The organism is Brevibacillus humidisoli (genome assembly GCF_020923435.1).
In the GTDB taxonomy this organism is placed as follows: domain Bacteria; phylum Bacillota; class Bacilli; order Brevibacillales; family Brevibacillaceae; genus Brevibacillus_E; species Brevibacillus_E humidisoli.
The window spans coordinates 3,806,819-3,829,985 of record NZ_CP087263.1; the positions used below are offsets into that span (position 1 = coordinate 3,806,819).

General features: G+C 49.0%; 25 protein-coding genes. 2 read left to right on the plus strand and 23 right to left on the minus strand.

Annotation, left to right across the window (positions count from 1 at the left end):
- Positions 1–29 precede the first annotated feature (29 nt).
- The 6 genes from LOK74_RS18600 to hpf form a co-directional block, all read right to left on the minus strand.
- Positions 30–857 (minus strand): EcsC family protein, encoded by an 828-nt coding sequence (locus LOK74_RS18600; RefSeq protein WP_230043487.1) that lies wholly within the window; start codon positions 855–857, stop codon positions 30–32.
- A 142-nt stretch (positions 858–999) separates the two neighbouring features.
- Positions 1,000–2,116 (minus strand): peptide chain release factor 2 gene (gene prfB, locus LOK74_RS18605; protein WP_230043488.1). Its coding sequence is split into 2 segments (ribosomal slippage): positions 1,000–2,034 and positions 2,036–2,116, totalling 1,116 coding nucleotides; the frame shifts between segments, so codons are not numbered across the junction.
- 115 nt (positions 2,117–2,231) lie between these two features.
- Positions 2,232–2,987, minus strand: coding sequence for a DJ-1/PfpI family protein (locus LOK74_RS18610; protein WP_338148618.1), 756 nt, complete (start codon positions 2,985–2,987; stop codon positions 2,232–2,234).
- Positions 2,988–3,168: 181 nt separating this feature from the next.
- Positions 3,169–4,173, minus strand: a complete 1,005-nt coding sequence (locus LOK74_RS18615; protein WP_230043489.1) for a ketoacyl-ACP synthase III — start codon at positions 4,171–4,173, stop codon at positions 3,169–3,171.
- Positions 4,174–4,316: 143 nt separating this feature from the next.
- Positions 4,317–6,839, minus strand: coding sequence for an accessory Sec system translocase SecA2 (gene secA2 / locus LOK74_RS18620; RefSeq protein ID WP_230043490.1), 2,523 nt, complete (start codon positions 6,837–6,839; stop codon positions 4,317–4,319).
- Positions 6,840–7,007: 168 nt separating this feature from the next.
- A complete protein-coding gene (gene hpf, locus LOK74_RS18625; RefSeq protein WP_230043491.1) occupies positions 7,008–7,562 on the minus strand; it encodes a ribosome hibernation-promoting factor, HPF/YfiA family in 555 nt (184 codons plus the stop codon).
- Between the two features lie 206 nt (positions 7,563–7,768).
- On the opposite strand from hpf, the gene LOK74_RS18630 reads away from it, so the two are divergent.
- On the plus strand, positions 7,769–8,860 hold the full coding sequence (locus LOK74_RS18630) for an HD-GYP domain-containing protein (protein ID WP_230043492.1): 1,092 nt from the start codon (positions 7,769–7,771) through the stop codon (positions 8,858–8,860).
- A gap of 93 nt (positions 8,861–8,953) precedes the next feature.
- Here the strand turns inward: LOK74_RS18630 and LOK74_RS18635 are convergent, their stop codons facing one another.
- From LOK74_RS18635 to LOK74_RS18685, 11 genes are all read right to left on the minus strand, one after another.
- The gene (locus LOK74_RS18635) at positions 8,954–9,151 is read right to left on the minus strand and encodes a cold shock domain-containing protein (RefSeq protein ID WP_230043493.1); all 198 of its coding nucleotides are present in this window, start codon (positions 9,149–9,151) and stop codon (positions 8,954–8,956) included.
- Positions 9,152–9,244: 93 nt separating this feature from the next.
- Complete coding sequence (locus LOK74_RS18640) at positions 9,245–9,922, minus strand: amino acid ABC transporter permease (RefSeq protein ID WP_230043494.1); 678 nt, start codon at positions 9,920–9,922, stop codon at positions 9,245–9,247.
- Positions 9,923–10,074: 152 nt separating this feature from the next.
- Positions 10,075–10,932, minus strand: coding sequence for a basic amino acid ABC transporter substrate-binding protein (locus LOK74_RS18645; RefSeq protein ID WP_230043495.1), 858 nt, complete (start codon positions 10,930–10,932; stop codon positions 10,075–10,077).
- A 346-nt stretch (positions 10,933–11,278) separates the two neighbouring features.
- On the minus strand, positions 11,279–12,052 hold the full coding sequence (locus tag LOK74_RS18650; protein WP_230043496.1) for an OmpA family protein: 774 nt from the start codon (positions 12,050–12,052) through the stop codon (positions 11,279–11,281).
- Entirely contained in the window at positions 12,042–12,857 is an 816-nt protein-coding gene (locus tag LOK74_RS18655; protein WP_230043497.1) for a motility protein A, read from the minus strand. Before LOK74_RS18655 ends, LOK74_RS18650 begins: the two co-directional genes overlap by 11 nt.
- Positions 12,858–13,092: 235 nt before the next feature.
- Positions 13,093–13,845, minus strand: a complete 753-nt coding sequence (locus LOK74_RS18660) for a class I SAM-dependent methyltransferase (RefSeq protein ID WP_230043498.1) — start codon at positions 13,843–13,845, stop codon at positions 13,093–13,095.
- A 40-nt stretch (positions 13,846–13,885) separates the two neighbouring features.
- Positions 13,886–14,788, minus strand: coding sequence for a polysaccharide deacetylase family protein (locus tag LOK74_RS18665; RefSeq protein ID WP_230043499.1), 903 nt, complete (start codon positions 14,786–14,788; stop codon positions 13,886–13,888).
- Positions 14,789–14,811: 23 nt separating this feature from the next.
- On the minus strand, positions 14,812–15,960 hold the full coding sequence (locus tag LOK74_RS18670) for a GNAT family N-acetyltransferase (RefSeq protein ID WP_230043500.1): 1,149 nt from the start codon (positions 15,958–15,960) through the stop codon (positions 14,812–14,814).
- Positions 15,941–16,360 (minus strand): VOC family protein, encoded by a 420-nt coding sequence (locus LOK74_RS18675; RefSeq protein WP_230043501.1) that lies wholly within the window; start codon positions 16,358–16,360, stop codon positions 15,941–15,943. The genes LOK74_RS18670 and LOK74_RS18675 overlap by 20 nt, the downstream gene beginning before the upstream one ends.
- Before the next feature lie 13 nt (positions 16,361–16,373).
- Complete coding sequence (locus LOK74_RS18680) at positions 16,374–16,610, minus strand: acyl carrier protein (protein WP_230043502.1); 237 nt, start codon at positions 16,608–16,610, stop codon at positions 16,374–16,376.
- Positions 16,611–16,623: 13 nt separating this feature from the next.
- Entirely contained in the window at positions 16,624–18,282 is a 1,659-nt protein-coding gene (locus LOK74_RS18685) for an HAD-IIIC family phosphatase (RefSeq protein WP_230043503.1), read from the minus strand.
- Between the two features lie 216 nt (positions 18,283–18,498).
- Here LOK74_RS18685 and LOK74_RS18690 point away from each other — a divergent pair, with 216 nt between their 5' ends.
- A complete protein-coding gene (locus LOK74_RS18690) occupies positions 18,499–18,678 on the plus strand; it encodes a hypothetical protein (RefSeq protein ID WP_230043504.1) in 180 nt (59 codons plus the stop codon).
- Between the two features lie 51 nt (positions 18,679–18,729).
- Here LOK74_RS18690 and fliT read toward each other — a convergent pair whose 3' ends face one another.
- The 6 genes from fliT to LOK74_RS18720 form a co-directional block, all read right to left on the minus strand.
- Entirely contained in the window at positions 18,730–19,089 is a 360-nt protein-coding gene (fliT, locus tag LOK74_RS18695) for a flagellar protein FliT (protein ID WP_230043505.1), read from the minus strand.
- 5 nt (positions 19,090–19,094) lie between these two features.
- On the minus strand, positions 19,095–19,472 hold the full coding sequence (fliS, locus tag LOK74_RS18700; protein WP_230043506.1) for a flagellar export chaperone FliS: 378 nt from the start codon (positions 19,470–19,472) through the stop codon (positions 19,095–19,097).
- 15 nt (positions 19,473–19,487) lie between these two features.
- A complete protein-coding gene (locus tag LOK74_RS18705) occupies positions 19,488–20,978 on the minus strand; it encodes a flagellar hook-associated protein 2 (RefSeq protein WP_230043507.1) in 1,491 nt (496 codons plus the stop codon).
- Positions 20,979–20,989: 11 nt separating this feature from the next.
- A complete protein-coding gene (locus LOK74_RS18710) occupies positions 20,990–21,349 on the minus strand; it encodes a flagellar protein FlaG (protein ID WP_230043508.1) in 360 nt (119 codons plus the stop codon).
- Positions 21,350–21,432: 83 nt separating this feature from the next.
- The gene (locus LOK74_RS18715) at positions 21,433–22,122 is read right to left on the minus strand and encodes an acylneuraminate cytidylyltransferase family protein (RefSeq protein ID WP_230043509.1); all 690 of its coding nucleotides are present in this window, start codon (positions 22,120–22,122) and stop codon (positions 21,433–21,435) included.
- The gene (locus LOK74_RS18720) at positions 22,119–23,165 is read right to left on the minus strand and encodes a nucleotidyltransferase family protein (RefSeq protein ID WP_230043510.1); all 1,047 of its coding nucleotides are present in this window, start codon (positions 23,163–23,165) and stop codon (positions 22,119–22,121) included. Before LOK74_RS18720 ends, LOK74_RS18715 begins: the two co-directional genes overlap by 4 nt.
- Positions 23,166–23,167 lie beyond the last annotated feature (2 nt).

The window sequence follows — 23,167 nt, forward strand, 5'->3', positions numbered from 1 at the left end:
AAAGGAGGGGCCTGACCGGGCATTGGGTTTTACTCGGTAGGTCTCTCTCCTGTAATCCGCAGCAGCCTCTCCGCGATACGCCGCTTGCGGTACAACATCCTGCCCGTCTCGGCTACTTCCTCAATCGTTTTTCGGTTGATGTAAGCACCAAAAAGAATACCGGCTATCGGGATGAGCTGCAGCAGTTTTTTCCAACCAAAGTTGTCTCGGTAGGTCAAGGCTACTTCCCGCCAGCCGACAAGCTGGGCGATCATCTGGTTCCGCTTTGCCTCACTGCCGTATTGGCCGAGCTCCTCTAGAATAGCCCGTTTGCCGACGAGATCAGAGGCAGTGAACTGTAAACATTTGACGATAAATACCCGCTCCGCCTGTTCTGCCGGCTGATAGCCATATACGACTGCCATCTCTTGCAGCACCTTGAGTGACTGTCCGAGCAGCAGCGGGATGTCAATCGCCAAGGTAAAGACGCCGCCAACTCCGGTCGTCGCTCCCTGTACCGTGGCAAAACGGGTGCGGGATGAGCTTAGCTGATCGGCTACAGCATCCATCAAGGAGAGCGGCTGCTCCGCAATCTGCTCGATCGAACGGATCGACTGGCCGCCGGCAGCAACAGACTGTTCACTCAGCAGCTTCACCACCTCCTGTTCGTGCAGCAGGTACCTGCCCCCTGTATCGACATAACGGGCTAGTTCCTCAACAGCCTGTCCCAGCTTCTCCTGGATGAAGGCTGGCGTCACTTTATCCAGCAGGACGAATGGCAGCCTGGCCAGTTTATCCCAGATCCACAGGTCTTTTTGTTCTTGTTCCCACGTCTCTACTTCAGCCATCGCTTGCTGCAGTTGTTCTTTGGTTTCCATCTTTTACCCCGACCTTTTTCTTATACTGTGTTCACGTCTCCCTATCTTACGTAGGAGAATCGGGCAAGTTGCAGCAAACAGCGCAGCCCTTTATTAGACTGCGCTGTTTTACTCGGAACATAGATAACCAGAAAAGCCTATGTTAAGACTGATTCAGTTGCGAGCGAAGGTAGGCATCAATAAACGAGTCCAGTTCACCGTCCATCACAGCCTGGACGTTCCCCACCTCCACATTGGTGCGGTGATCTTTGACCAGACTGTAAGGATGGAACACGTACGAACGGATTTGGCTGCCCCAGGCGATGTCTTTTTGCTCGCCCTGGATCTCAGCCAACTGCTGCTGCTGTTCTTCCCGCTTGCGTTCAAACAGCTTGGCTGCCAGCATCGTCATCGCCCGCTCCCGGTTCTTGATCTGGGACCGCTCCGACTGGCAGGTGACGACAATCCCTGTGGGCAGGTGGGTAATCCGTACGGCAGAGTCGGTGGTATTGATGTGCTGTCCTCCTGCACCACTGGATCGATAGGTATCCACCTTCAGATCCTCGCTGCGAATATCCACTTGGTCATCCGCCTCGATCTCCGGCAGTACATTGCAGGAGACGAAAGAGGTATGGCGGCGTCCGGAAGCGTCAAATGGAGAAATCCGCACCAGGCGGTGAACACCTTTTTCCGCCTTGAGATATCCGTATGCATTGTGCCCTTTGATCAGCAACGTAACACTTTTTACCCCTGCCTCATCACCAGGCAGGTAATCGAGCGTCTCCACCTTGAATCCTTTATCGTCGGCCCAGCGCGTGTACATCCGCAGAAGCATCTCTGCCCAATCCTGCGATTCTGTTCCACCTGCTCCGGGATGAAGCTCCAGAATTGCGTTGTTTTTGTCGTAGGGACCGCTGAGCAGAAGCTGCAGTTCAAACTGCTCTACCTCCCGTTTGAGCGACTGTACGCTGTCGTATAGGTCGGGGATCAGCGACTCATCCTCTTCCTCTACCGCCAATTCCAGCATCACCTGCAGGTCTTCATAAGAAGTATCCAACGAATGCATCGTATCAACGAGACTTTTTAATGCGTTCAGTTCACTGATCGTCTTCTGTGCCGCGTCGTTGTCGTCCCAGAAATCGGGAGCCAGCATTCGCTCCTCCAGTTCACCGACTCGCTCCTGTTTTACAGGGAGGTCAAAGAGACCCCCTGATATCCGCTAATCGCTTAGCCATATTGGTCAGTTCCTGCTTGACGTTGGTCACGTCGATCAAAGCCATATGTTTGAACCACCCTTGTGTAAAGATTTTTCCTTGTTCCTACTTATTGTAGCGGATTTTGCCGAGAGTGCAACCAGACTGGAACAGTTGATGATCCGCTTTTTCTCTCTCCTCTTTACCGCTGTATCCTTTTTTGAGCACGTTCGTACAGATACAGACGAAACAGCCGTACCAACTGCCTGATCGCCCGGTTCCAAGACAATCGTTCTTGTGAATAGGAGGCTGCCGGGACAACCGGGTGGTAGCCGTCGTATTCCAGCGAACGCGCCGTGGTCACTGCGGCTTCCCGGCCAAGCAATCGGCCCACTACGTGCAATGCCATCTCAATCCCTGCCGATATCCCACCTGAGGTGATCAGATTCCCCTGATCCACTACCTTTTGATCAGGCACTATTTGCAGATCGGGATTGAGCAGCGCCAAAGCGTCTTGACCAAACCGGTGAGTGGTGACCTGCTTTCCCGCAAGCAGCCCGGCCTTGGCCAGCAAAAACGATCCGGTACAGACAGACGTCATCAACTGTACTTGTTTCATTTGCTCTCCGATCCAGTCGATGACGGTGCTGTTGTCCATCATCCGTTTTACCGTCAGCGCAGCCCCACCGGGAATCACAAGGATATCAAAATGAGGCGCATCCGCAAACCCGTAGTCGGGCACGATGCGCAGGCCATTGTGCGCCTTCACCGCTTCTCCCGTCTCCGATACCGTCCGCACGATAAACGGATGGTCCTCCTGACAATCCGTACCATCGAGAATTCTAGCGACGTGTTTCTGCGTGTACCCGGTAAGGGAAAGCACTTCAAACGGACCGGCAACATCAAGCACATCTACCTCCTCGTACAGGAATATCCCCACCCTCCACTGCTGCCGCACAGCAACCCCTCCCTCTGCATCCATAATGATCGTCTTTTGTGTATTATACCATACATAGGTATTGTATAAAACAAATGAAGAAATGGCCCGCTTTCGTATTAAGCGAGCCACTTTCGACTTTTTTATTTCCGATCCTTTGGTACTTTTGGTGCTTTTGGTGATTCCCTTATTTCTGTCCCCGTCAGACTTTCCCCCACTTGATCAACAATCCGGCGTGGACCAATCCACCACCAAATCCGTACATCAAGATCGTATCTCCCGCTTTTATTTTCTCCTCCTTGATGGCCATGTGAAGCGATAGAGGGATCGTTGCTGCCGATGTATTCCCATAGTATTCCAAGCTGTAGAGTGTCCTCTCCAGCGGAAAACCAGTCTTTTCGCAAATCGATTCGATCATGCGCAGATTGGCGCTGTGCGGAATAAACCAGTCAACCTGGTCCAGGGTCATGCCCACCTTCTCCACAACCTTTTGCATTCCTTTTGGCACAGTGGTGACGGCCCACTTGTACACTTCCCGACCGTTCTGAACAATCCGTTTGTTGTCGATCAGCTCCTGATCCCCAATCTTGGAGGAAAGTCCGCTGCAGTACAGATGAACACCACCTTCGCCTTGGGAACCCAAGTGATACGATAGAAACCCAGGATGTTCTTCATCGCGCTCGACCAAGACCGCTCCTGCTCCATCGCCAAATAGGATGCACGTCGTACGGTCACTGTAGTCCGTAATCTTTGACAGCGTCTCTGCCCCGATCACCAGCACCTTTTTATGCATGCCCGCCGTAATCAGCGAATTGGCCAAATGCAGGCCATACGCAAATCCGGCGCATGCTGCCTGCAAATCAATCGCTCCCGCCCCCTCTAGTCCAAGCCTGGCCTGTACTTGACTGGATACACTGGGAAATGGGAAATCTGGTGTAGACGTGCTAACGATCACTACCTCCACATCATCCAGCGATTTTCCGTACCTTCTCGCCAAATCGTTTACAGCGGCGACACAGAGATCACTGGTAAATTCATCTGCAGCAGCTATGCGCCGCTCCCGTATCCCGGTCCGCTGCACAATCCATTCGTCGCTGGTCTCTACCATCTGCTCCAAATCGTGATTGGTCAAAACCTTTTCTGGCACGTAGCTGCCAATTGCGGTTATGCGTGCACGAGAGGAGAGAGCCACTCCTGTATTTGTCATCTTTCTTCCCTGCCTTTCTAGTAATCAGATGCGAACGATCTTTTATAACTTGATTATAGTATAAAGTATTAGTAGTTGGTACTAAAATATGCATAAGAAAAACACCATTCTCCCGTTGAAAGCGGAAAATGGTGTTTCGTTCGTTAGCGCGTGCGCTTCTGCTGACGCCGCCGTTCCTGCTCCTCCGCACGGCGCTGCGCCCGGTTTTTCGGTTCGGCATCGCCTGAGGTGGCACTGGTCGGTCTCTCCGAAGGACCTGATGTTTTCAATTCTTTCTGGTTGGCTGCCTGTCCCTTGATAACCTCCTGACGCTCCAGATTCTGGCTCACTTCTGCTTTCATGATGTAGAGCGCCACTTCTTCTTCGATCTTGGCAACCATCGCCTGGAACATCTCGTAGCCCTCGAATTGATATTCACGCAACGGGTCGGTCTGTCCATAAGCGCGCAGATGAATACCCTGACGCAGCTGTTCCATCGCGTCGATATGATCCATCCACTTGCTGTCTACCGCACGCAGAACGACCACTTTCTCAAACTCGGACATCAACTCGCCAATCTCTTCTTCCCGTTTGGCGAACTGTTTCTCCACTTCGCTCTTGAGCAACTCGAGAATTTCTTCAGCTTCCTTGCCCTTGAGATCTTTGAGGGTAATCGTTTCCTCACGCAGGAAGCCGTTGTTGGCCGAATCCAGCAATCCTTGCAGATCCCATTCTTCCGGTACTTCTTCCTTTGGACAGTATGCTTCTACCATGCGCTCAATGACGCTTGCGATCATGCCTAGCACTACTTCACGCAAGTTCTCATTTTCCAGGATGTCGCGACGCTGCTTGTAGATGACCTCACGCTGCTGGTTCATCACGTCATCATACTGCAGAACCACTTTACGGGCATCGAAGTTGCTGCCTTCCACCCGCTTTTGCGCTGATTCAACAGCACGAGACACCAACCGGCTCTCGATCGGTACGTCTTCCTCCATGCCCAATCGGTCCATCATGTTCATGATATTTTCCGCTCCAAAGCGGCGCATCAACTCATCTTGCAACGAGAGGAAAAACTGTGACGAACCAGGGTCACCCTGACGTCCGGAGCGTCCGCGGAGCTGGTTGTCAATCCGGCGGCTCTCGTGACGCTCCGTCCCGAGGATGTGCAGTCCGCCCACTTCCGCTACGCCTTCACCGAGCTGGATGTCGGTTCCGCGACCAGCCATGTTGGTAGCAATCGTAACGGAGCCGTACTGCCCTGCACGGGCGATGATTTCCGCCTCACGCTCATGCTGCTTGGCGTTGAGCACGTTATGCGGAACACCTTTTTGCCGCAACATTTTTGAAAGTCGCTCCGAATTCTCGATCGAGATCGTCCCGACCAGCACAGGCTGTCCTTTTTTATGCCGCTCGATGATTTCATTGACGACCGCTTTATACTTTGCGTCTTCGGTTTTATAAATTACATCTGGCAAGTCTTGACGGATCACCGGACGGTTGGTCGGGATGACAACTACGTCCAGCCCGTAGATTTTCTTAAACTCTTCTTCTTCTGTTTTGGCCGTTCCGGTCATGCCAGCCAGTTTCTGATACATACGGAAGTAGTTCTGCAGCGTAATCGTCGCGAGGGTCATACTCTCGCTTTGTACTTTTAGGGCTTCTTTGGCCTCGATCGCCTGGTGCAGACCGTCGCCATACCGCCGCCCGACCATCAGGCGTCCGGTAAATTCGTCCACGATCACCACTTCGCCGTTCTGCACCACATAGTCGACATCCCGCTTGAACAGCACTTGTGCTTTCAACGCAGAGGTGATGTGGTGATTCAGCGTGATGTGTTTGGTATCGTACAAGTTGTCGATATTAAAGGCTTTTTCTACCTTGGCGACACCCTCGTCAGTCAAGGAGACAATCTTCAGCTTTTCATCAACCGTATAGTCGGTCTCCTCTTCCAACCGTTTGACGAAGTGAGCGCAGATGTGATAAAGCTCCGTCGAGCGGTTGGCCGCCCCGGAAATGATCAACGGCGTCCTGGCCTCGTCGATCAAGATGCTGTCTACCTCGTCGATAATCGCATAGTAGAGCGGGCGCTGTACCATCTGCTCTTTGTACAAGACCATATTGTCCCGCAAGTAATCAAACCCGAACTCGTTGTTTGTCCCGTACGTAATGTCGCAGTTATAGGCAGCGCGCTTTTCATCTGTACTGATGCCGTGTTTGTTGAGGCCAACCGTCAGGCCGAGAAAACCGTACAGCTTACCCATGGTCGTGGCGTCACGCTCAGCTAAGTATTCGTTGACAGTGACCACATGGACGCCTTTCCCTTGCAGGGCATTCAAATAGGTTGCCAGCGTCGCCACCAAGGTTTTCCCTTCCCCGGTCTTCATCTCCGCGATGCGTCCCTCCTGCAGCACCATCCCACCGATCAACTGCACGTCGAAATGGCGCATGCCCAGTACCCGTTTGGATCCTTCACGGACAACGGCAAACGCTTCGTTTAGAATATCGTCGAGGCTCGCACCCTGAGCCAGGCGAGACTTGAACTCTTCTGTTTTTTGCCGCAGCTGCTCATCACTCAACGCAGCAATCTCCGGTTCCAAAGCGTTGATTTTCTCAACGCGTTTAAACATTTTTTTCACTTCTCGCTCGTTTGCATCACCAAATATTTTCTTTACCAGTCCTAACATAGGGACACCCCTTTCACGGTTCACACCCGTCGGTGGACCCATCCTGGATCACATTAAATTAAAAATAACACATGAACCCATCTAAATGATTATTGTAACAAATGATGTGAAAAGTGCACAAGTAAAGGGAGCTGCCAAACGACAACTCCCTCAATCGTCACATTTTGCTCATTTTGGTTCAATCAATCCATATCGTCCATCGTTTCGACGATAAACGACATTTACCTCATTGGTTACGCTGTTTTGGAAGACAAAAAAGCTGTGTCCCAGCATATCCATCTGCAAGACGGCTTCTTCCGCATCCATTGGCTTCAAGTCAAACCGTTTGGTGCGGACGATGTTCAGCTCATCGTCGTCTTCTTCATCGTCTGTCAGGACAGCCACCGATTCTGCCTGACGCAGCGCTATTTTCGCCGTCGAATCGTGCCGAAGCTTGCGGTTTATCTTGGTTTTATATTTGCGGATTTGACGCTCCAGTTTCTCAATCACCAGATCGATAGCGGCATACATGTCTTCATGAGTTTCTTCGGCGCGGATGATCACGCCTGTCATAGGGATGGTCACCTCGATGATCCCGTCCCCCCGGAGGACTCGCAAGGTTACGTTGACGTCTTTCACCTGCCCGTTGTCGAAGTAGCGTTCGAGACGGCCGAGTTTCTTCTCTACATAGTCGCGAAGAGCTGCAGTAACCTGAATGTTTTCACCACGAACTTGCATTTTCATGGCACCTGACCTCCTTCCGTCTATGTTTACTGTATTCCTTGTGGACAGTGAAAATCCTCCTCTGCCCTTCATAATTTTTTTACATAACCTTTACAAACAGCATGCATGGGGGTCATGAAACACAACAGCAACAGATGCACAGGAGCGCGAACAATTGCTATAATAGGGAAGCACATGCACAAACCCGTACGATGGAGGAGTGATCCATGCCTCAAATGGTGAAGACAGGACCCGCTCTGATTGGGAAAATCCTGTCAGATGACGTATACAACGAGAACGGATTGCTGCTTCTGTCCCGGGGAACAGAGCTGACTTCCAAAGATATTCGCCTGCTGCTTGCCCATCAGGTGACCCATATTCCCGCATCCACTCTGTTTGAATGGATACCATTCGGTCCAGGAGATGAGTACAGTGGAGAGATCCACGCTCAGATCAAACGGTTGCTATACAGAGACCCTGAAGTGATCCAAACGTACTCTCGCGCTTTGGAACAAACCAAAGAGTTGTTTGGAAAGATATCAGAGATCCATATCCCGTCCTTGCACCAGTTTACGGAGGCTTTTTTTCCCCTGCTCAATCAGGTCCTGCAAGAGACAGGTATTTTTCATCCGATCTATCTGCTGGAGGGATCGGAAAATTACACCTACCGCCATTCCATCAATGTTGGAATTCTGTCCGCCCTTCTGGCCAAGCTCCTCAACTGGCCGCAAGAACGGATCATTCTGATGGGTCAAGCCGGTCTCTTGCACGACATCGGGAAAATGATGATCCCACAGAATGTGCTGATGAAACCTGGCGAACTGACAGAGGAAGAGTTCGAAGTAGTGAAGAAGCACACCATCTATGGGTATCAATTGCTGAAGCAGATGGAGGGAACGGATTCGGTACTCGTACAGTGTGCCCACTGGCATCATGAACGCTGTGACGGGTCGGGCTATCCGGAGGGACGTACAGGCGACGAACTGCCCGTTGAGTGCCAGTTGGTGGCTGTAGCCGACACGTTTGATGCCATCTGCTCGGACCGTGTCTACAAATCACGCACCTCTCCATTTGAGGCGGCGAAGATTCTCTGGGGAGCCATGTTCAACGGCAAGCTGCACCCCGAGATCGTCTCCCGGTTCATCCAATACATCGTTCAATGTTACGTCGGACATAAGGCCATTCTCAGTAACGGTGAGGAAGTAGAAGTGGTACTGATTCACCTCGACGAACCGATGCGTCCCCTCGTACGGAGCGGCCGCCAGTACATTGATTTGCGCAAAGAGCGTGGAATCACGATCGAACAAATTGTCGGCTAATGGAGAATGTGTTGAAAATGTAATACCCCCTGAACACAGTTCAGGGGGTAGGGCTCGTCATTTTATTCGGTAACTGTTTCCAACGCGGAAACCTTACAGCTTGATGACGTTTGCTGCTTGAGGGCCACGGTCACCTTCTACGATGTCAAACTCCACAGACTGACCTTCGTCCAAGGTTTTGAATCCATCCGACTGAATGGCGGAGTAGTGAACGAACACGTCTCCTCCATCTTCACGCTCGATGAACCCATAACCCTTTTCAGCGTTGAACCATTTTACTTTACCCAGCATGCAAAATACAGTCCTTTCTTTTTGGAAACTGTGGAGCGACACCCCACGTCTCGAATATATCACTCTGCTCATCCCAAAGTCAAATTGTGGATGTCAGCGTGTGTACCGTTTTTCCAGTCCACGAACGACGACCCGTGACAGGAAAAGTGTCATGATTAGATAAATAGCGGCGATCGTCAGATATGGAGGGTAGCGTTCGAAGGTACTCTTGGCCACGTTGATCCCGGCGTAAGCTAGGTCTGTCACCGAAATGGCGGCAAGCAGCGAAGAGTCTTTCAGCAGCGTGATAAACTCGTTGCCCAACGGTGGCAACATCCGTACAAATGCCTGCGGGATAATGATCAGCCGCATCGCCATTCGATTCGTCATCCCCAGCGAACGGGCCGCTTCCATCTGCCCGGGGTCAATCGATTGTATCCCGGCCCGGAAGATCTCGGCAATATAGGCGGCTGCATTGAGCGTCAGGGCGACAAAACCGGTAAACAAGGGCTGCGGCGCGGGCGAACCGGGAAAGAATGTTTCCCAAAACGAAGGGATAACTGCAAAGTGAAACAGGAAGATCTGGACGAACAGCGGTGTACCCCGAAATACTTCCACGTAAATCGCCGCCGGAATCCGCAGGATCTTGATCTTCGAAATTTTGGCCAGCCCAATAAACAGACCCATGACTGTCCCCAGTGATATCGCTACCGAAGTCAGCAAAATGGTATACATGATTCCCCGATAAAACCACTCGCGATATTCCCAGACCACGTACCAATTCCAATCCATTGGTGTCCTCCTTTCACAAATCTTGTTGAAAAGCGGGCACGCCATCAGACGCGCCCGCCTTCATGCTGCCGAAGGATATTCGTCTATCTGTCAACATCACTGTCCCGCTGCTGACTGTACTTGAGACGATTTGTTTATGCTTTATTCAACCTTTATTGAACAAAGTACTGTTTGTGAATCTCCTCCAGTTTTCCGTTGTCCTGGATCGTCTTGAGCCCTTGGTTCAGCTTTTCGAGAAGCTCGCTGTTTCCTTTTTTGACCATGATGCCGTAATATTCTTTCTCAAACGAGTCATCTTTGAGCAGCTTAAACTTTTTGCCAGCAGCCGTCTTGGTGTAGAGGGAAAGCACACCGTTGTCAGCCACTACAGCCTGTACACGGCCGTTGAAGAAGTCATCCACGGCCGACGGAGTGTCTTCGTACTCTCTCAAGCCTTCATAGGTGTCACCAAACGCTTTTTTGACTGCGATAGCACCGGTAGTTCCGCCTTGTACCCCGATGGTCATTCCTTTCAAGTCAGCCAGTTTGGTTACCGGAGAATCTTCAGCTACCATGATCAACTGATTTGCCTCAAAGTACGGCTCGGTAAAGTCGTACTTCTGTTTGCGGTCGTCTGTGATGGTAATCGCCGAGATGCCGAGATCGACTGTCCCTTTTTCAATCCCGTCAAACAGCGGGTCCCAGCCGGTATGCTTGATCTCAATCTTCATCCCAGCTGCCTCAGCAATCGCGTTGATGACGTCAATGTCAAAGCCGGAGATCTTGTCGGCTTCCATTTTTTCAAACGGCGGATAGATCGCGTCGGTTCCAACGACGTAAGTCTTTTCTGCGGTGCCCTCACCCGACTGATTGTTCGTGTCGCCGGTATTGGCCTGTTCATTGCCCGCACCTGTGTTTTGCTGATTGCCCGCCTCAGGCTGGCTAGTGCCGCATCCCGCTGCCAACAGCGTAAAACTGAGCAGTGCGACGATCATCAGCAACCAGTTTCTGTTCCATCCGTTCTTCTTCATCTCGTGAACCCCCTTTTGTCCTTCCCTCTTCCAGTTTGTGCAACCACACAGATGTCATTCCTCGACTGTACGACCTGTACACAACGGCGTCCCCTAAACGACGCGTTCTCCACAGAGTTGTCCACATTATCCACAACCACTTGTGCACATGGGGAAAAGTTGAGGAACACACACTGTGTCCGAAACATCTCCAGATCAGCCGACCCTGCTATCGTCTCTGTTTCACAGAATCAACCTGATTTGGCGATGCTTCCAAAAGACAAGTGCCGGAAAACAAAGAATCTTTCAGCACTTAACGAGAATAGATTCGCTTTGCATGAAGAAATTCCTCTTAGGCAAATTTTTTTTATTGATCAGCCTGCTGCAGATCAGGCAGAATCACTAACTCCACCCTGCGATTCCGCGCCCGATTAGCCGCTGTCGTATTGTCGGCAACCGGGTTTCGTTCCCCAAGTCCGGCGACGATAAAGCGAGAAGGAGGGAGCTGATGCTGATCGACCATCTCCCGCATCACCGACAGCGCGCGTGCGGCCGATAGTTCCCAGTTGGTCCGATACCTGCTGTTGGCGATCGGCACGTTATCTGTATACCCCTCGATCCGGACCAGGTGCGGGAAACGCTGCAGCACTCCGGCCACCGATGCAATCACCTGCCTGCCTGTCTCTTGTAATTCTGCCGATCCGCTAGTAAACAAGACATTCTCCGGGAGGCGGATCATCAATCCCTCCGGTGTTTGTTCGAACTGCACGTTCATCTCATGCAGGGCGGCGGCCAACTGCGAGCGGACGATGTCCAGGCGCTTGCTGGCATCCTCCTCTACGGTCCGGACAGCCTCGATATCAGCCACCAACTGCTGCTGACGCTGTTCCAACAGGGCGATTTCCCGCTGCAGCTCCAACTTTTGCAGCTCGAGGATGTCTTTGCTCTTGATCGTCTCCTGCAAGGCGGTCTGCTGTTCCGCCTCCGCCTGCTTCACCTCACGCAGCTTGCTCTCGAACTGCGAGGCGGAGGTAGCAGCGATGATCACGATGATCACGAACAAGAGAGAGATCAAGTCGCTGTAGCTAAGCAGCCAGCTTTTCTCCAGCTCTTTCTCATCGTACAAGCGCTCATCCTGCATATTCGGCCTGCCTTTCGATCGTTCCCTTCATACTTCCTGGTTCCTTGATCAACACCAGCTTTTGATCACCCGGCAGGAACGAGTTCAGTTTCTCAAACAAGACACGCGGTGTTTCCATCCGCTGCAGACCGAGGCAGCCCTCGATGTAGAGCCGCTTCTCAAACATCTCACGATCGTGTATGTCCATCAAGCGGTAATAACAGGGAAGGGCCAACAGGTTGGCCAGCAAGGCGCCGTACAGCGTAGCGATCACCGCCGCACTCAAGCTGTGACCTGTCTGCGTAAAATCAGAGAGTGTCTCCAGCACGCCCGTCATCCCGAGCAGTGTTCCAACCAACCCCATCCCAGGGGCAAGCAGGGCGATCAGGCGGAACATCCCCCCTGCCTGTTGATAGCGGTACTGCTCCCCCTTCAACTCATTTTCCAGGATCAGACGCAGTTCGTCTTCCGGTACTCCTTCTATCGCCAGCAGGCTGCCACGCTGAACGAAAGAATCGGGCTCTTTTTGCAGCTCTTTCTCCAACTGCAAATATCCCTGCTCTTTTTGCACCAGGGCATAATAGTAGAAGCGCTTGATCGTCTCTTCCACATTGCTCTCTCGACCATGGACCAGCAGACGCACCAACCGTTTCATCTGGATGTGCTTCCGCTTGATCGCATAAGAGATGATCACGGACAGGCCGACCAGTTCAAAGGCAGTCAAGTTGAGCAGATCGACGAAGCTGCCGTGCAGGTAGACGACGTGGATCAGGATGAAAATGACGATGGCAACCAGCACCATGGAGCGTTTGTTTTGCCAACGCATGGAATCACCTACCAATCGGATGTACATAGTTTCGATATAGAGACTTCGCGATATTCACATTGATGGAACGCTTCCATTCTTCGAGATTTAATCGCTTTCGTACCAGAATTCCACTCGCGACAGGATACCGCCTGTTTCTAAAAACAAAATACAGACAAAAATGATAACATCACACCTTCCCTCCTCGAGCCCAAAAACGGAAGAAAGGCATGGCATTATCATAAAATAAAACCTACTATTCGAAAATAATGTAAGAAGGAACAGATGCAAACTTAGAGCGGCGCAGGCGATATTTATTGAGTCCCATCACTTCCATCAGAGCTAACGTTTCACCAGGAAACGCCGGGTAGTTCAATTCATCGAATGCGATAACACTTCCCTTGGTAACTCTCTCTAACACCAATTCCAAACATACCTTTGTTGGCTCATAAATATCAAAATCAAAGTAAGCAAGAGAGACAATCGTTTCAGGCTGTTGATCAAGGTACTGTTTAAGGGTTTTCGTGGCATCGCCTTTCACCAACTCGTACTTGTTGATATGATTTAACGGACTTAATTTTTGGCGGGTAAACAACAGATCGGACAAATATTTCTCGTAACCCTCTGTTACTGCGTATGCTCCTTCTTTGATGATTGCATGATCTCCATCCTTGGAAGATAGCGATTGAAATCCCTCAAAAGTGTCGAATCCAATAATCTTTCTCGTATAGTTATAAGGTTCATAAATCCCCCTAAGCGCCTCGTAAATACACAAATTCGTTCCCCAGCGCACACCAAATTCCATAATCACACCGTTCACATCCAGTATGTGCTGGTACAGTTCATTTAGAAACAGTATCCGAGACATCATCTGACGATGAACGTACAGGGCCATATGGTCCATCAATTCATTTTTGGGTACAGGACTATTCTGAAACAATTCCAACAGATCTTCACGTGTTTGTCTTTCCAACTCAGCGTATTGTTGGATAAATTCAAATTTCTCCATTTCATCCCACTCCTTCTGTATGGTAAAAACGCTTGTACGATTATGTTAGGCTTTGGAGCTCAGGCGAAAGGCGGTTACAGTCTATCCGGGGAAACCAGAAACGGCTCGTATCATCAATTGGACCAGATATAGTTGAAAATCCCCCTGCAAAACCATGCTCCAACAAAATAGGAGTCAAATCCCGCTCCATGCAATGGAAAAACTCCCCTCCGCCAAAAGGAGGGGTATACCACTTGGCGATAATCCCCAATTCCCTTTCTAAATATTCTTTGCAAGGGAGGATTTCTGTTGCAAAATAATGCTGTGCATCATTGTAATATGGGATGTGGTTGTGACCATGCACCCCTATTGTCATCCCTGCTCGATGCATTTCGATTAATTCAGAATCACTGATGTAGTGTTCTTTTACAAACTTAGCAGCATTTGGAAAAATGGCATTGAAAATCGACTCCAAAATGGCCCTTGCTTCCGTTTCCTTAAGAATAAAATTTAATACGTATTTATTAAATTTTCGAAGTTTATTCGTCTCGTAATCATAAATGGAACTTTCAATTGAAAGACTCTGTACGTCATACGAAGCTATCAATATATCCCTTAACTCTTCGTCAGAAGTAAATGACAGGACGGCATGAACTAAATGAACAAGCGGTATTTTCCCAGTAATCCGTGGCCCAGACATTACTGCAAAATACGCACGAACACCTTTTTTCCGCAAGATATCGAATGCGTATGTGTACTGATCTTTCGTTCCATCGTCAAAAGTAATAATTGCTTTTGGTTTAGTAGACGGCATTCTTAGTTCATCTACACTCACAATTTCATGCGTCTGCAGGATTACATCTATTTGGCGGGCAAAATCCTCGGGCCGCAGGGGATGAATAGCGCCCCATCCATTCTGTTCACGGATATAGTGATACATAACGGCAATATCGACCTTTCTCAACCCTTCACACAACCATTCGTCGTTTAGTTATTCCATCCTTCGGGAAGCGGCCATATGTTAGGCCTATCCATATCACAATCTGATTTGACAAAGTACGTATCATTAGGATCAACTATAGCCGTTTTCTGCTCTGCAAGTTTGACCTTCCAGGCCACATTAATTCTGTTTACTTTGTAGCGGAACGGTTGAAACAGCCCGGCTATTCCACATAAATTAGGTGAGTAATCGATGTTTTGTTTTTTAAAGCCGACCTCGGATAAAATATGTTCCAATCGATTGTTGCTTAATTGAAAATCGGCTGCAACACACCCATTCTCTTTGGCCCACAGTAATACCGCACGCAGCAAAGCAATAAAACGTTGATCTGTTTTACCGTGCCAAACATCGCCATTGGCTGGTAAAAGTTCTATTAAACGCAGTACTTTGGTTCCGTGTAGTAGACGATTGTCTATATCATACACTCTGTCCATTCTGACAACCGCAGCACCAGTTGTTTCAGGATCCCCCAAAAAATGATAGTTATAGCCCTTACTATTCACATATCTCCAATTCCAAAAGCTTTCGTCTCGGAATTGCGAAATGATGAAGGCCTTTTCAATTGTACGGTTGTATAGAAGCTCCATCTGTTTTAGCGAGATATTGTCAAGTGGCAACTCTCTTGTGTCAACCTCCGGAAATATGTGGTTTAGCCACTTTCCTATATCCTCTAAGTCGACAGCTTCTGGAAGGAGTTTTTGATAACCCGTTACATCTAGGGGTATTACATAGCGATTTAGTGAATCCATGTATGTATAACCCATTCGCTTATACAGCGGGACCACTTGTTGGCCACAGCCAAGCGTATAAGTCATAGGAAAGCGTTTCTCGGTTTCCATGAGAAGTCTAATTCCCAACCCCGTATTTCTGTACTTTTTGTCAATTATCCACATGGTCAAACCTGCACCTGACAACTTCTCTCCAGCAATTGAAAACACACTTGGGATGTTTCCCAGAAATCCGATAATCCGGTCCTCATGAACGAGGAGTTGCGAGTCTGACTCCCCTTGATCGTTTATTCTGTATTGCCAATTGAATAATACTTCGTCATAGATAGGATGGTTTTGGGCCCAATTTTCTTTCAAAAAGTCAACTACATCTGCAAAGTATGTAACGTTAAACGGAAGGAGTTTCATCAGCTTTATCCCTTTCCAGTAACTCGTATAAACCCCAAACAGGATGGTAAACCCATGCAATCCGACGATTCTGAAAAGCTACGGCAGGAGTTGGTTCTTGAAGCACTTTAAACTGATAAGATGTTGCTAGATCGATGCCTGCCTGTAGATCATCTAATTCAAAACATAAATGGACCAATTTGTGTCCTTTCTTGATACTATTATGAACAGGAGATTGCTCGCTAACAGGTTCAATGAGTTCCAAATTAGTCCCACTTACGTTAACAAATCCAACCCTTACCTTTTGGATCGGATCTTCAAATACCTCCAAGTCATTCATTTTTGCTAGTTCTATACTGGAAACAGCGAGACCAACATGATGGAGCCTAGCTGTAGGTCCAAAAAAGTGAAACTCTGTCATTTGGAAAGACTCCTTATGCTTTTAAATGGTCTTCAAGAATATCAAGGATATCTTTAATCGAGTTGATACTACTCATTTCTTCTAGACTAAACGAGATGCCAAACGCTGATTCAATCTCCATAACGAGATTCAATTGATTTAATGAATCCCATTTCTCATAATCCTCTCTTTCTGACTCAGGCGTTACTGCCTCAATGGGAACTTCCATTATGGTTGACACTATGGTTCTCACTTTCTCTAATCGATTCATCATGATTCACCTTCTACAGGATAGTTATGTGGTCGGGCTTGTTCACTGCCGCTATTTCCAAGACACCAGTAGTCTCATCTTTGTATTTGGACTTAATGTATTCGTAAAAGGGTGAGTTCTTAGCCGTTTTCCGATATATGGCCCTTACCGTAGCAGGTTTTTCCGCTTGAATATTCGAAAGTACAGTCCAAAGCATTGCGTCTTCGATCTGTTTTCCCATTACTCTACAACTCATAACAAAGTCGATAATCTCCGCTGTCTCTTCCTTCAGTGCAACACTAAGCACTCCCGTTAGCCCGACATCCCCAAACTTGTCGCGCACATAAAACACATAGACTCTATTGTTGGATACTTGACTCCACTCCCAATATTCAGGCTCGGTATACCGATTGGTAGCCATGTTGAACTGGTTCGTTTTATTTAACAGCTGCACAGCACGAGGTAAATCACTTTTTTCCAACAGTCTTACCGTCACGACGATGTCCAGGGTTTTCAACCATTCTTCCTTTGAGGCCACTTCTTGAAGCGCAACTTTTCGTTTTATTTCACTTCGGTATAACTCCGTACGAACACGATCTTCCTGGGTTATTTCCAGTGTATCAAAACACCGAAGAGCACTGAGGAAGTTTGGATAATGTGTAAAATCTTCTGGTAAATCCGGCGTGTAGATTTCCGGGAATGCATGTTTAACCCTGTCACGCTCCACAGGGTTGTCATCAAGAAAGACGACAGATTGTAACCCGATGTTTAGATCGCTTGCAATCTTAGCGATGTTCTCCGCCTTGTCATTCCAGTTAATCTGATAAGCTGCAAAATCATCTCTTCTTAATACCATTCCAGGATGATGTTCAATCACTTCCATGGCTATATCTTGGTTGTTCTTGCTGCAGATAGCGAGTAGGATGCCCCGGTTTTTCAAACTTTTGAGTTCTTTTTGAAACATAACAAAACTTTCACCCACAGGGTCGATACCACCTAACTTGATGTGGTCGATCCCGTCGTCACCTATTATTCCTCCCCAAAGAGTGTTGTCTAAATCACAAATAATCAGTTTTTTGCCCTGACCAAAAACTCCTTTCACGACCGCTTTGATTTCTTCGGCCGCAAGTGCAAAGAAGTCCCTGGTATAATGGATTTTTCCTATCGCATACATTTTGGGATCATAACTTTTTTTCTGCAAGGCGGCATACCAGTATTGGGAATCCAGCATGACTATGTTTTTGTGTTTACTAAAATACTGAGCAAGGAGCAAGTTCATCTGCATTAGTATATTGGTTAAGCCAATATTATGCTGGTAGGTCATAGCTTGGTTCCAGCGAAGGTGGGGCGGCAAAGACCATGAAATCACAAAAGTAGCTTTATGCTTGGCACTTGCTTTTCGTACTAACTCAGCGAAACGTTCTACCTCTCGCAAAATTTCATCAGTGGAGACGTTTTCGTAACGTTGCAGCTTTTCAAAGGATGGAATCACGCTTTGAGGAGTTGACCAGATCAATAATATGTCTGAGTCGTTTTGCCAAACGGCATGAGACGGATCCATAAGTGTCTGATATATTTGGTTGTACGGTCCAACCGTTGCCTGAATTACCGGTTCTACTCCGGGATCTGCCAAAAATCTCACGATGGGGTCAATAACTGTATCACCTAGAAGCAGCATTTTGTAATGTAACATAAGGCACCCCTGTGTATATAAAGTAACACCTCTACTATTTTATTTATCGGTTAGAGAAGGATCGTAATTAAGCGGGGAGTACTACATTTTAATGAGGTAAATTCTTGTATCCTCAATTGACCTACCGTGTTATTCAGCCAAGCGGTAACCAATACAACCACATTTGCCGATAAAAGAAACAGCAACACAAATAGATGCCTGAAAGGAGGAGACAGTATGAATGCGTTACAGCTGAAACAGGCTGTGAATATCAGCGTGTTGGACAATGTACAAAATACGATAGCATCCCAAGCTTCTATCATGCTCGCTGACTTTGCCAAAACTCAGCAGAACATCCAACAGGCAGCAAGCGCACCACATCCGACAGCGGGGCACCACGTCGATGTGCGTGCCTAATCTCCTCTTTACGGGCAAAACGGTCGCAGACTTGCGACCGTTTTGTCCGTCTTATTTGCGTTTATCAAAGAAAGCGCCATATCCATTTGGGCCCGAGTTGGCGTAATGCCGCCTCACCTGCTTGGTCCGCTGCAGTTGAACAATCTGATCATGAACGGCGTCCTTCCGTGCTGTCATATGGGAGCGTATCCTCCGGTTTACCTCATCTGCTTTCTCCACATATTGTTCACGCATCGTAGCAGACAACTCTTCCCCCGCGGACAGCAATTGGGAAATCTGGTCCATAATCCCTTCCCGTTCCTCAAGAAGGGCACTCCACAACTCGGCATCAGAATCAGACTGACTGACGACAGCCTCCAGCTTCAGGGTGGTCTCCAGCAGGCGTTCACATAACGAGGTTAACGAGGACATCTCTTTCACCCCTGCTGCTTCGCCAATGCCATTGCTTCCTTCCAGGTGTCACGGAACTGGACGAACAGTTCCTCCACTTCACTGAGGATAGAGACATCTTTGTTCACGTTGGCCTCGATCATCCTGCGCAGCATGTAATCGTACATCTTGAGAAATTCTTCAGTGATCGGGTAATCTCTGTTCAAGGTAGACATCAGTTCGTAGAGGATCTCCTGCACACGCAGACAGTGCTGGTGCGCTTGCTCCACATTCTGTTGACCGATCGCTGCCTTCGCTTGCTTGATGAATCGAATAGCACCGTTGTATAACATCAATGTCAGTTCTCCAGGAGTGGCAGTGGTAACCTGGTTATTCTGGTATGCTTGGGCCGCGTTGTGTAACACCTGTATCACTCCTTGTTATTGAGCCAACATCTGAGCAAACCATGAGCCTTGCGAATTGTATTGGGCAATCGCCTTCTCCATGGCAGTGAACTGCTTCCAATAACGATCCTCGATGGTTTGAAGCCGGTCTTCCCATCGATCAATCTCGTCATCAATGTTCTGAATGCTTTTCCCAAGGACGCTGTCATCGAAGAGCGTAGTCGAACTTCCCGCTTTCTTGGTCACTTCATCCATCGTCTTTTTCAACTCGTCATACAGGCGTTCAGCAATTCCGCTCTCTTTGTATTTGGTTGCCGGGTCGGCATTATTGCTGTAATTGGTAAACAGCTTGGCAACCGCATCGCCGTTTTCACTGATTGCCTGGCGCAGTTTGTCCTCGTCAATGTACAGCTTTCCGTTTTCCTGATAGGCATACTTACCCGTAGGAGGGCCACCGATGCCAATCTCGGATAACGTGTCAAACGCCGTGTCAACGCCCGCTCCCTGCAGCGGGGTACTAATCGCAAAGCGCATATTGTGAAGACCCGTTGTCAAAATAGAATCGCGCAACAGCAAGCCGCTCTTTGCCATCCCTTCCAGCTTGTCGGCCGTCTTTTCCGGCAGTGCTTCCCGCTCTTCGTCGGTCAGCGGCTCATAGCCCCGGTACCTGGGTTCGGAGATTTTGGCGTTGATCTTCTCGATCACTTCATTATACTTGTCGACAAACGATTTGATCTGATCAAACACTGCATCCTCATCTGTCTTGGTACTGACGACGACCGGTGTCGCGGATACCTGCTTCACCGTTAATTCCATTCCATCATACGTAAATGTATTGCTGGTAATCTCATGTTCGACGCCGTTGATCTTTACCTTGCCGGGCGTACCGGCAGTACCCGTAGCGGTGACCGAGCCGTTCATGCCCAGTGCAGCGCCACTTCCGTCAGTAGGTGCATTGACGGTGAAGGCGGTTGAATCGGTTGAGCTGAAGACCAGCTTTCCGTTCAGAAATGAAGCCTTTACACCAATATTGGCGTCGTTCACTTTTTTGATCACGCTGTCAATGGAATCAGTTGCTTCCACCGTAATGCTTGCAGTGGTTGGCGTACCGTCAATCGTCTTGTCGATGGTAAATGTAAAAGATGCGCCCAGTGCCGCCGTGGAATCGGTCGTGCTCGTCGTAAACTCTGCGACTGGCGGCGTAGAGGGCTCAGCCAATTGGAGCACCTCGATCGAGTAAGTAGACAGCCCCGGCTTGCCGGTGGCAGTAGCGGAGACGACATTACTATTCTCCGAAGTGGCAATTTTTTTGTTAAAAGATCCGGAAAACCGCAAGCTGTCAATCGTCTGCTGCAGTTCCAGCATCAGTGTGTTCATCTCGCGGTATGCGTCCCGTTTCCATTCCTGCAACTGCTTTTGGCGGTGCAGCCTGTCAACGGGCATCCGCTCTGCTTTCATCAGTTCCTTGACGATTTTCTCCGTATCAAGCCCCGAAGCCATCCCACCAAATCTGATTTGACCTACCATGTTTTCCCCTCCTATCTTCTCTCGTCAAAGAGCAATCCGATCATCTCTTGCAGCTTGGCTGAAATGTCCATGATTTTCTTGGATGGAATCTCACGAACCACTTCGTTTGTCTCGTTGTTGACGACCTGGATGTAGTATTCGTTTAGTTTGTCGTGCAGCGTAAACTTGATGTGGGTACCCCGCGATTGCGCCCACTTATTCAAGTTTTCTAACTCCTTCTCTAGATCTGGCCTATTCGGTTTTCGTTCGAGACTTTCGTCTCCACTGCGCTCCTGGATTCCCTGATTCTCAGTCTGGATGCTGCCTGACGCTGCTTTGTCAGAATACTGGGTCGAGACACCAGTGGCAGAGCCGTTCGCTTCGATCCTCATGCCCTTTTCCTCCCTAATCGCTCTCTTTACCGTAATTATCGGAAAAACAAGAGGAAAGTTTTACTATTGCTTTAGGGGCCGTTTTAGACGCGAGATTTTTGTAGTTCCGCAGCGACGAGAAAATCGATTTCGCTGTCGATATCGAGCGATCGATCCTTGGGCATGATGTATGCCGCTGTTACATCGGTCAAAAATGTACGGCTATGCTTTAACCACTCGCTCTGTGCAACATATACGGCACCATTTAAAACATATACATCCGGTGCCTCCTGCCTCCTAGCAACGAACGGCTGCTTAGGGAGAAGCGGCTGGAGGCGGGATTTCCCGTCCAAGTGGTACATCCACTGGGGAGGCTTGTCTGCTAACGTCACCGAGACACAAGCCTGCACTTCCCGCTCCCTACACACTTCGATACACCGATCAATATCTTGCGACTCTCGCAACGGTGAAGTAGGTTGCAAGAGGACCACGTAATTATAGGATGGTAGACTTTCCAGCGCATGCAAGACAGGCCCAATCCCCGGTGTATCATCTTGAGCCAACTCTGGCGGCCTTAAGAAAGGAATTTCGGCTCCGTAATTCTTGGCCACGCTGGCAATCTCTTCATCATCAGTTGAAACGACAACTCGGTCGAGATAAGCAGACTGCTTGGCAGCTTCAATCGTCCAGGCGATCAGCGGTTTACCGGCGAGAAGTTTTATATTTTTTCTGGGTACGCCTTTCGATCCCCCGCGTGCGGGGATAACCGCCAATACCGTTTTTCCGTTTATCACCCGAATACCTCCGCAAACTCCATATTAGCCCGTTCAAAATCCGTAAACCGGCCAATGTCCAGCCAGTATTCCCGGATCGGAAAGGCGATGGTCTGTTCCTGTTGTTTCACCAACATATCAAACAAGCTTGGCATATCAAAAAAGGTATTGCGGGGGATCATGCCAATGACCGAAGGATCTAGCACGTAGATGCCGGCATTGACAAAAAAGCGCTGTATCGGTTTCTCTTCAATCCCCAACAACTCGTGCCGATTTAATCTGACAACACCATAAGGCACCTGGTGATCGTATTCTCTGACACACATGGTGGCCTTGGCCCGGTGTGCCGCATGGAAATCGAGCAGTTGTTCAAAGTTCACCTTGGTTAGCAGGTCGCCGTTCATCACAAAAAAAGGAGATGATGGTTGCATAGGGAGCAGGCTTAATGCACCTGCGGTCCCCAGGGACTCGTCTTCATGCAGATACTCTATCTCTACGTTCCAACGAGATCCGTCTCCGAAATACTCTTTGATCATCTCTGCTTTATAGTGAACGGAGATGTAAAAACGATAGAAACCATGATCGATGAAGTTATTGAGAATCGTTTCCAGGATCGGCTTGTCCCCAACCTTTAACAGCGGTTTCGGGCATTCCTGCGTAAGCGGCCGCAGCCGCGTTCCAAAACCGCCTGCCATCAAAACTACCGGATTTTCTTTCCTAACCGGTCGCAGCAGTTCTCCCAATATCTCTACATGCAGCACTCGCCCATCCTCATCGACAACAGGGACTTGCTGCAACTGTTTAATTTTCATTAGAGCCAGAATATTTTCCTTGGAATCATACGGTGATGCGACGGTTGGATAAGCGTTCATCACCAGTGACACGGGATCGTTGAGCGATTTTCCCTTGAGCAAACCGCGACGCACATCTCCATCCGTTACCGTACCGAGGAGACGGTCATCATGATCGACAACCAACGCGATCTGCCTGGCACTCGCATCGATAATCTCCAATGTTTTGATGATGGGGGTCTCTGGTGAAACCATCATTTCTCGCCAGGTCATTT

What these genes read in the sequence shown, in the direction of transcription:
- LOK74_RS18600 (WP_230043487.1), bottom strand. Translation starts at nt 857, where the DNA reads ATGGAAACCAAAGAACAACTGCAGCAAGCGATGGCTGAAGTAGAGACG.
- LOK74_RS18615 (WP_230043489.1), bottom strand. Translation starts at nt 4,173, where the DNA reads ATGACAAATACAGGAGTGGCTCTCTCCTCTCGTGCACGCATAACCGCA.
- secA2 (WP_230043490.1), bottom strand. Translation starts at nt 6,839, where the DNA reads ATGTTAGGACTGGTAAAGAAAATATTTGGTGATGCAAACGAGCGAGAA.
- hpf (WP_230043491.1), bottom strand. Translation starts at nt 7,562, where the DNA reads ATGAAAATGCAAGTTCGTGGTGAAAACATTCAGGTTACTGCAGCTCTT.
- LOK74_RS18630 (WP_230043492.1), top strand. Translation starts at nt 7,769, where the DNA reads ATGCCTCAAATGGTGAAGACAGGACCCGCTCTGATTGGGAAAATCCTG.
- LOK74_RS18635 (WP_230043493.1), bottom strand. Translation starts at nt 9,151, where the DNA reads ATGCTGGGTAAAGTAAAATGGTTCAACGCTGAAAAGGGTTATGGGTTC.
- LOK74_RS18640 (WP_230043494.1), bottom strand. Translation starts at nt 9,922, where the DNA reads ATGGATTGGAATTGGTACGTGGTCTGGGAATATCGCGAGTGGTTTTAT.
- LOK74_RS18645 (WP_230043495.1), bottom strand. Translation starts at nt 10,932, where the DNA reads ATGAAGAAGAACGGATGGAACAGAAACTGGTTGCTGATGATCGTCGCA.
- LOK74_RS18650 (WP_230043496.1), bottom strand. Translation starts at nt 12,052, where the DNA reads ATGCAGGATGAGCGCTTGTACGATGAGAAAGAGCTGGAGAAAAGCTGG.
- LOK74_RS18655 (WP_230043497.1), bottom strand. Translation starts at nt 12,857, where the DNA reads ATGCGTTGGCAAAACAAACGCTCCATGGTGCTGGTTGCCATCGTCATT.
- LOK74_RS18660 (WP_230043498.1), bottom strand. Translation starts at nt 13,845, where the DNA reads ATGGAGAAATTTGAATTTATCCAACAATACGCTGAGTTGGAAAGACAA.
- LOK74_RS18670 (WP_230043500.1), bottom strand. Translation starts at nt 15,960, where the DNA reads ATGAAACTCCTTCCGTTTAACGTTACATACTTTGCAGATGTAGTTGAC.
- LOK74_RS18675 (WP_230043501.1), bottom strand. Translation starts at nt 16,360, where the DNA reads ATGACAGAGTTTCACTTTTTTGGACCTACAGCTAGGCTCCATCATGTT.
- LOK74_RS18680 (WP_230043502.1), bottom strand. Translation starts at nt 16,610, where the DNA reads ATGAATCGATTAGAGAAAGTGAGAACCATAGTGTCAACCATAATGGAA.
- LOK74_RS18685 (WP_230043503.1), bottom strand. Translation starts at nt 18,282, where the DNA reads ATGTTACATTACAAAATGCTGCTTCTAGGTGATACAGTTATTGACCCC.
- LOK74_RS18690 (WP_230043504.1), top strand. Translation starts at nt 18,499, where the DNA reads ATGAATGCGTTACAGCTGAAACAGGCTGTGAATATCAGCGTGTTGGAC.
- fliT (WP_230043505.1), bottom strand. Translation starts at nt 19,089, where the DNA reads ATGTCCTCGTTAACCTCGTTATGTGAACGCCTGCTGGAGACCACCCTG.
- LOK74_RS18705 (WP_230043507.1), bottom strand. Translation starts at nt 20,978, where the DNA reads ATGGTAGGTCAAATCAGATTTGGTGGGATGGCTTCGGGGCTTGATACG.
- LOK74_RS18710 (WP_230043508.1), bottom strand. Translation starts at nt 21,349, where the DNA reads ATGAGGATCGAAGCGAACGGCTCTGCCACTGGTGTCTCGACCCAGTAT.
- LOK74_RS18720 (WP_230043510.1), bottom strand. Translation starts at nt 23,165, where the DNA reads ATGACCTGGCGAGAAATGATGGTTTCACCAGAGACCCCCATCATCAAA.